This is a genomic window from uncultured Enterococcus sp., from assembly GCF_913775425.1.
GTDB lineage: Bacteria > Bacillota > Bacilli > Lactobacillales > Enterococcaceae > Enterococcus_G.
Genome location: NZ_CAJYIS010000037.1, coordinates 1 through 4,546, shown reverse-complemented (window position 1 = coordinate 4,546; position 4,546 = coordinate 1). Strand labels below are relative to the sequence as shown.

Sequence of the window (4,546 nt, the reverse complement as noted above, 5' to 3'; positions counted from 1 at the left end):
TATTAGAACGTGGTGTTGCTTATGGAGCAATGTTCCCAGGCTATACAGACACGATGCATCAAGCCAATGAATTTATGGAATTAGACGATCTATTCCGTTCAGCAGCAATCTATGCAGATGCAATCTACCGTTTAGCGAAATAAAATATGAATACTATAAGAAAAAGCAGCTCTTTAAAAAGAGCTGCTTTTTTAAAATCCAAGTAAAATATCATCGCTGATTTCAGCAGTTTCGCGATTGATCTCTAAGACCGTACCGGTTTTTGCATCAGCTAAAAATTGATAAGCTACTAGTTGATCATCTTCAAATCGAGTGATTCCACCGGCGTAGCTATCGACTTTGATGGCAAATTTTTGATAAGGCTTGCTTTCATATTCGATAAAAGAGCCTTCAATTGATCCTTCTTTTAAAAAGGCTTTTTTGATGTTGGCTAAGACATCATCAGCCGCTAAATGTTTCTTTTTTTGATACCAGATGCTTGCGACGATTCCTGTAGCCATACCGATTCCAGCACCGATAGCTAGTCCTTTAAGTAAAGGTGTTTGTTCTTGATTCATACAAGTCCTCCTTGAATAAAGTAGTGACGTTTCTTGTATTTTACCATATCTCAAAAAAAGTAACAGGTTTCAAACCATGAGTCCTTTCAAGAAAAGTAATTTGCGTTATAATAAGACAAAAGCCAATTTAAAAGGAGGCGATGATTGGTTCTACCAATCAGATTATGGAAGAAAAAACATTTCAACGCATCAAGACATTAACCGAGTTACAAGGAACGAGCGGATTTGAGCACGATATCCGTGCCTATATGAAACAGGAAATGACGCCACTTGTCGATGAGATCGCACAAGATGGGTTAGGCGGAATCTTTGGGATCCGTCACAATCAAGATGCAGATGCACCAAGAATCATGGTAGCTTCTCATATGGATGAGGTCGGTTTTTTAATTACACAAATCACTGATCGTGGTTTATTTAAAGTGACTCCATTAGGTGGCTGGAATCCGTATGTCGTTTCAGCACAACGCTTTACACTAAAAACGGCTAAAGGCAACTATCCATGTATCTCATCATCAGTCCCACCACATTTATTGCGAGGTGCTGCGGGTCAAAAAGCGATAGAAGTAACTGATATTCTATTTGATGCAGGATTTGATTCACGCGATGAAGCACTTGAATATGGCGTTCGACCAGGTGATACGATCGTACCTGTTGCTGAAACGATCAAAACAGCAAATGGTAAAAACATTATTTCCAAAGCTTGGGATAATCGCTATGGTTGTACTGTGGTACTAGAAGCGCTCGAAGCGTTAAAAGAGGAAACATTACCGAATACATTGATTGCTGGAGCAAATGTACAAGAAGAAGTCGGCTTACGTGGTTCTAAAGCGTCAGTTACAAAATTCAAACCAGAAATTTTCTTTGCAGTCGACTGCTCACCAGCTGACGATACCGTGACGAAAAATGGTACTTTTGGTCATTTAGGTGAAGGAACTTTACTTCGCATCTTTGATCCAGGTTTAATTATGTTGCCAAAAATGAAAGAATTTTTACTGGATATGGCTTCAACTTACGATATCCCTTACCAATACTTTGTATCAAAAGGTGGTACGGATGCTGGTGCAGCTCATACAGCAAATGAAGGCATCCCAAGTAGTGTGATCGGTGTTCCAGGGCGTTATATCCATACCCACCAAACATTATTTAGCATCAAAGATTATGAAGCAGCACGTGAGATGGTGATCCAAGTAATCAAAAACTTAGATCGTACAACTGTTGATACAATCGTTGCTGGACAATAGAAAGAAGGAAAACAGATGATTAAACCAAAAAGTTTAGAAGAATTAGCAGGATATGTAGAAAAAGGCCAAAATATCTTTTTCTTTACCGCTGACTGGTGTGGCGATTGTCGTTTTATCAAACCAGCGATGCCCGAAATCGATGCTGAATTTCCAGAGTGGACGATCATTGAAGTCGATCGCGATGAATTTATCGATGTCGCTAGTAAATGGTCGATTTTAGGAATCCCAAGTTTTGTGATCATCAAAGACGGCAAAGAACTAGGTCGTTTAGTCAATAAAGACCGCAAAACAAAAGAGGAAATCACAACATTCATCAACAATACAATTAACTAAGAAAAGGTGAGAAAGATGGAACAAGAGTATCATACGATTTTAGTCGGAATCGATGGATCAAAACATGCAGAAGAAGCGTTCAAAAAAGCAATTGAGATCGCACGTCGTAATCATGGAAAAGTCATAGCCGTAAACGTAGTCGATCAACCTGTTGCCTCTTACATGGGCTATTCAAGTATTGGCGAATCAGAACTTTATCAAGAAGAAGAGATTAGTAGCGTCATGATCAATGAAGTCAAAGAACACGCCAAACACGTCGATTTTCATGATTTAGAAGCAATTATCGCTTATGGTTCACCCAAGGAAGAATTAGCCAAAAACTTACCAAATGAATACAAGATCGACTTGATCATGGTCGGTCAATCAGGAAAACATGCAACAGAACGTTTCGTGATGGGAAGTGTGGCAAGTTACGTGACACGAACTGCACCTTGTGACGTTTTAGTTGTCAGTCGTGATGAATAATAAAACATGAGGAGGGAACAGATTTCTGTCACCTCCTCGTTTTTTTTTATTAAAAAATTGGCATCAAACGAGAACTCAAAGTAAAAGTTTGGTAAGATATGAAACGAAGAATAGATTTTAGGAGGAACGAAAATGATTTTTGCATACAATAAAGAACATGTCAGCGATACATTATTAACGATCTTAGAAGACGATAAGGGCATGGAACAACAAACAGAACGTAAAGGTGATATCGCAAAATTAACAACCGAAGATGGACGAATCATCGGGTGGAATTTCTTTAACGTTTCAGAAAAATTAACGATCGACGAGCGTGGTCAAGTCTATTTAACAGACGATCAAGTGACTGTCTTAAATACTTGGTTACAAGAAGAAGGATTCACAGAACAATTAACACCCGATCACGAACCGAAATTTGTCGTGGGATTTGTAAAAGAATGCGTGCCTCATGAAGATAGTGATCATTTATCGATTACTAAAATTGAGATCGATAACAACAAAGAACTACAAATCGTGTGTGGTGCACCCAACATTCGTCAAGGACTGAAAGTCGTTGTCGCTAAACCAGGTGCGATGATGCCTGACGGCCTATTGATCTGGCCTGGTGAATTACGTGGTGTTGAAAGCTTCGGGATGGTATGTTCTGCTAAAGAATTACACCTAAAAGACGCACCGAAAAAACGTGGAATCTTAGAGTTACCACAAGATGCTGTTGTAGGTGAAGCATTCCCAGTTGGTAAATAATAACATTGCGATCACAGCGATATAAAGAAAGCCTCGTACAAATTTTTAAATTTGTACGAGGTTCTTTTTATATTGAAAAATATGCGTATAATGCGTATAATAAATAGCGTAAGGAGGTAGTCGCGAATGCCACTTACCGGTAAAAAAATGCTCAAACTTGCGCTGAAAAATGGTTGGCAAGAAATGAGAGTCGCTGGAAGTCACCATATTGTGACCAAGGAAGGCTTTCTACCTGTTTCGATTCCTGTTCATGGAAACAAAGATTTGAAAAAAGGTATTGAGCAAACCTTATTGAGAGACTTAGGGCTGAAGTAGCCCTAGGTTTTCTAAAAATAGAAAGGATGTGTTCTTATGTTGCGCAGTTACTACTCTATTTTTACAGAAGAAGAGGACGGTGGTTACTCAGTTACTTTTGATGAATTTAATGGTGGAACTCAAGGGGATGATTTAGAAGAAGCGATGACGAACGCTAGAGAATTTTTAGCCGGGATATTAGCTTACTATATTGAAGAAAACATTCCATTGCCAAAACGAGTAGATCATATCCATCCTAGAGATTTAAGCGAAAATCAATTTGTTACGTTAATTCAAGCTGATCCAACGCCTTATATAAAAAATAAAACAATTCGAAAAAATGTAACAATTCCAGAATGGTTAGCTGTTCGTGCTGAGAATGATAAAGCAAACTTTTCTAAAATACTAACGGATTCTTTATTTGAAAAATACGGTTAGTAATTGAATGTTTTCATGCTGTCTTAGGTGAAGCATTCCCAGTTGGTAAATAGCGACTTGTATTTTTAGAGTGACTATAGTAAGGTAGACATTAGTAAAATCATTGCGGGGGGACTTTTATAGTTGAGAAGGTTAAAACCTGACCCTTAGAACCTGACAGTTAACACTGACGTAGGGAGCAGAAGTTTGGATCACTCACCTTATTTGAGTAAACTTTGCGCTCTCCATTTATTGATGGAGAGCTTTTTTTTCGCAATTTTTTTATTACGGGGGGACTATTTAGTTGAGAAGGTTAAAACCTGACCCTTAGAACCTGGCAGTTAAGACTGGCGTAGGGAGTAATTGCTTGCGTCTTCCAAATCAAGGAGGAAAAACATGTTTTATTCATTGGCAGTATCAGATGCCCAAACACCTTACCAAATGTGTCTGACACATCCATTTGTCACACAAGTAAAGGAATCGACTTTACCAAAA

General features: G+C 38.5%; 7 protein-coding genes and 2 riboswitches. Of the genes, 6 read left to right on the top strand and 1 reads right to left on the bottom strand.

The features are described from left to right. Window positions 1-191: 191 nt before the first annotated feature. On the bottom strand, window positions 192-557 hold the full coding sequence (locus QZ413_RS03915; protein ID WP_297076630.1) for a hypothetical protein: 366 nt from the start codon (window positions 555-557) through the stop codon (window positions 192-194). Window positions 558-721: 164 nt separating this feature from the next. On the opposite strand from QZ413_RS03915, the gene pepA reads away from it, so the two are divergent. The 6 genes from pepA to QZ413_RS03885 all read left to right on the top strand — a co-directional run bounded on the left by pepA (window position 722) and on the right by QZ413_RS03885 (window position 4,072). Further along, a complete protein-coding gene (gene pepA, locus QZ413_RS03910) occupies window positions 722-1,798 on the top strand; it encodes a glutamyl aminopeptidase (protein WP_297076633.1) in 1,077 nt (358 codons plus the stop codon). A gap of 15 nt (window positions 1,799-1,813) precedes the next feature. Further along, window positions 1,814-2,131 (top strand): thioredoxin family protein, encoded by a 318-nt coding sequence (locus QZ413_RS03905; protein WP_297076627.1) that lies wholly within the window; start codon window positions 1,814-1,816, stop codon window positions 2,129-2,131. A 15-nt stretch (window positions 2,132-2,146) separates the two neighbouring features. After that, complete coding sequence (locus QZ413_RS03900) at window positions 2,147-2,596, top strand: universal stress protein (protein WP_297076623.1); 450 nt, start codon at window positions 2,147-2,149, stop codon at window positions 2,594-2,596. A 132-nt stretch (window positions 2,597-2,728) separates the two neighbouring features. Further along, window positions 2,729-3,340, top strand: coding sequence for a YtpR family tRNA-binding protein (gene ytpR, locus QZ413_RS03895; RefSeq protein WP_297076621.1), 612 nt, complete (start codon window positions 2,729-2,731; stop codon window positions 3,338-3,340). A 126-nt stretch (window positions 3,341-3,466) separates the two neighbouring features. Continuing rightward, window positions 3,467-3,655 (top strand): type II toxin-antitoxin system HicA family toxin, encoded by a 189-nt coding sequence (locus QZ413_RS03890; RefSeq protein ID WP_297076618.1) that lies wholly within the window; start codon window positions 3,467-3,469, stop codon window positions 3,653-3,655. A 36-nt stretch (window positions 3,656-3,691) separates the two neighbouring features. After that, on the top strand, window positions 3,692-4,072 hold the full coding sequence (locus tag QZ413_RS03885; RefSeq protein ID WP_297076615.1) for a type II toxin-antitoxin system HicB family antitoxin: 381 nt from the start codon (window positions 3,692-3,694) through the stop codon (window positions 4,070-4,072). A gap of 97 nt (window positions 4,073-4,169) precedes the next feature. Then, window positions 4,170-4,267, top strand: a riboswitch (TPP riboswitch). A 63-nt stretch (window positions 4,268-4,330) separates the two neighbouring features. Then, window positions 4,331-4,427: riboswitch (TPP riboswitch) on the top strand. Window positions 4,428-4,546 lie beyond the last annotated feature (119 nt).

What these genes read in the sequence shown, in the direction of transcription:
- QZ413_RS03900 (WP_297076623.1), top strand. Translation starts at nt 2,147, where the DNA reads ATGGAACAAGAGTATCATACGATTTTAGTCGGAATCGATGGATCAAAA.
- QZ413_RS03890 (WP_297076618.1), top strand. Translation starts at nt 3,467, where the DNA reads ATGCCACTTACCGGTAAAAAAATGCTCAAACTTGCGCTGAAAAATGGT.
- QZ413_RS03915 (WP_297076630.1), bottom strand. Translation starts at nt 557, where the DNA reads ATGAATCAAGAACAAACACCTTTACTTAAAGGACTAGCTATCGGTGCT.
- ytpR (WP_297076621.1), top strand. Translation starts at nt 2,729, where the DNA reads ATGATTTTTGCATACAATAAAGAACATGTCAGCGATACATTATTAACG.
- pepA (WP_297076633.1), top strand. Translation starts at nt 722, where the DNA reads ATGGAAGAAAAAACATTTCAACGCATCAAGACATTAACCGAGTTACAA.
- QZ413_RS03885 (WP_297076615.1), top strand. Translation starts at nt 3,692, where the DNA reads ATGTTGCGCAGTTACTACTCTATTTTTACAGAAGAAGAGGACGGTGGT.
- QZ413_RS03905 (WP_297076627.1), top strand. Translation starts at nt 1,814, where the DNA reads ATGATTAAACCAAAAAGTTTAGAAGAATTAGCAGGATATGTAGAAAAA.